The organism is Actinoplanes sp. NPDC051633, from assembly GCF_040681735.1.
Taxonomy (GTDB): domain Bacteria; phylum Actinomycetota; class Actinomycetes; order Mycobacteriales; family Micromonosporaceae; genus Actinoplanes.
Genome location: NZ_JBFAZH010001472.1, coordinates 1 through 1,661 on the forward strand (window position 1 = coordinate 1; position 1,661 = coordinate 1,661).

At 75.6% G+C, this 1,661-nt stretch carries 1 pseudogene; it reads left to right on the forward strand.

Annotated elements, in window-relative coordinates:
• A pseudogene (locus AB0M20_RS42205) lies at window positions 1-1,653 on the forward strand (adenylate/guanylate cyclase domain-containing protein); the annotation flags it as partial.
• Window positions 1,654-1,661 lie beyond the last annotated feature (8 nt).

A 1,661-nucleotide genomic window follows, 5' to 3' on the forward strand; every position in this document is an offset into this window, starting at 1 on the left:
ACCACGTGGCCCGCGGCGCTCGCCGCCGAGCCCGCGGCCCCGGGTAACGAGCCCGCGGCCCCGGGCAACGACATCGACCTGCTCGACCTGGGCGTCTTCAAGCTGCGGGGCTTCGACGACGCCGAGCGGTTGTTCCAGCTGGTCGCTCCCGAGCTGGAGCGGAACTTCCCGCGGCCGCGCACCCCCGGCGCGCCGACCAACAACCTGCCGGCGCCGGTGACGTCGTTTCTGGGCCGCCGCGCTGAGATCCGCGACCTGACCGAGCTGATCGGCCCTCACCGGCTGGTCACCGTGGCCGGTGCCGGCGGCGCGGGCAAGACGCGCCTGGCTCTGGCGGCGGCGGAGATGCTGCTGACCGGGTACCCGGACGGGGTCTGGCAGGTCGACGCCGCGGCCACGCCGATGCCGGCGGCCGACGCGGTCGCCGCCGCGCTGGGGTTGCGCCCCGAGCCCGGGCGCCCGGTCCTCGAAACCATCGCCGAGCAGTGCGCCGGGCACCGGATGCTGCTGGTCGTCGACACGTGCGACGCGCAGCCGGGAGCCGTCGCCGATGTGGTGCGGAAGCTGCTGGCGACCTGCCCCCGGGTGGACGTGCTGACCACCAGCCGGCAGCCGCTCGGGATCGCCGGCGAGGTGGTCTGGCGGATCCCGCCGATGGCCGCCGCCGACGCGTTCGAGCTGCTCATGGCCCGGACGACCGAGGCGAGGGGCGGTCGCGTCCCGGCCCGGGAGGAGCACGCCGACCTGGCCCGTGTCGTCTCCGGGCTGGACGGGTCGCCACTGGCGGTCGAGCTGGCCGCCGCCCGGCTGCGGCTGCTCTCCGGCGGGCAGCTCGCCGGGCGGCTGGACGACCCGGTCGGTGCGCTGGACGCGGGCCGTGCCGGCGCCACCGACCGGCACGGCAGCATGACCGCCAACCTGGACTGGTCCTACCGCACGTTGAGCAGCCGAGCCGGCGGCCTCCTGCAGCGCCTCTCGGTCTTCGCCGGGCCGGTCGACCTCGCCGCGGTCGAGTGGTGCGGCGACGACACGCTCGCCGGCCTCACCGAGCTGGCCGACAAGTCGCTGGTCGAGGTGCTGCCGGGGCCGAGCGTCCGGCTTCCGGCGACGATCCGCGGGTACGCGAACCGCCACCTGGTCGCCGCCGGTGGCGAGGGGGCCGCCCGCGACCGGCACGTCGCCTGGGCGCTGCACACCCTGGACGGTGTGGCGGTGGACGTCGACGGTCAGCCCAGGACGGTTTCCCTCACCGAGCTGGCTCCCCATGTGGCCGAGTGGCAGGCGGCGCTGCGCTGGGCGGCCACCGACGGCCACGTGCGCTCCGGGCTGCGGCTGGCCCAGGCCCTGGACCCGTGGTGGCGCGAGCACGGCGGCGCCGGCGAGGGGCGCGACCTGCTCTACCGGCTCTACGGGCGGATGTCCGGCGAGCACATCGCACCGGCCGAGCTGGGCAGCGCGTACCTGGTGCACGCGGGCCTGGCCGGCGACCACGACGAGCGTGACCGTTTCCTGCGCCGCGCCGAGGAGGTCGCCCGCCGTGCCGACGATCCGGGGCTGCTCGTCCGGGCGCTCGCCGGGCACCGGGTCGGGCTGCTCGAGCGGCGCGACGAGGCGGGCCTTAACACTTTCAACAAAAAATGCGATAGATGGTGAGCATTTAG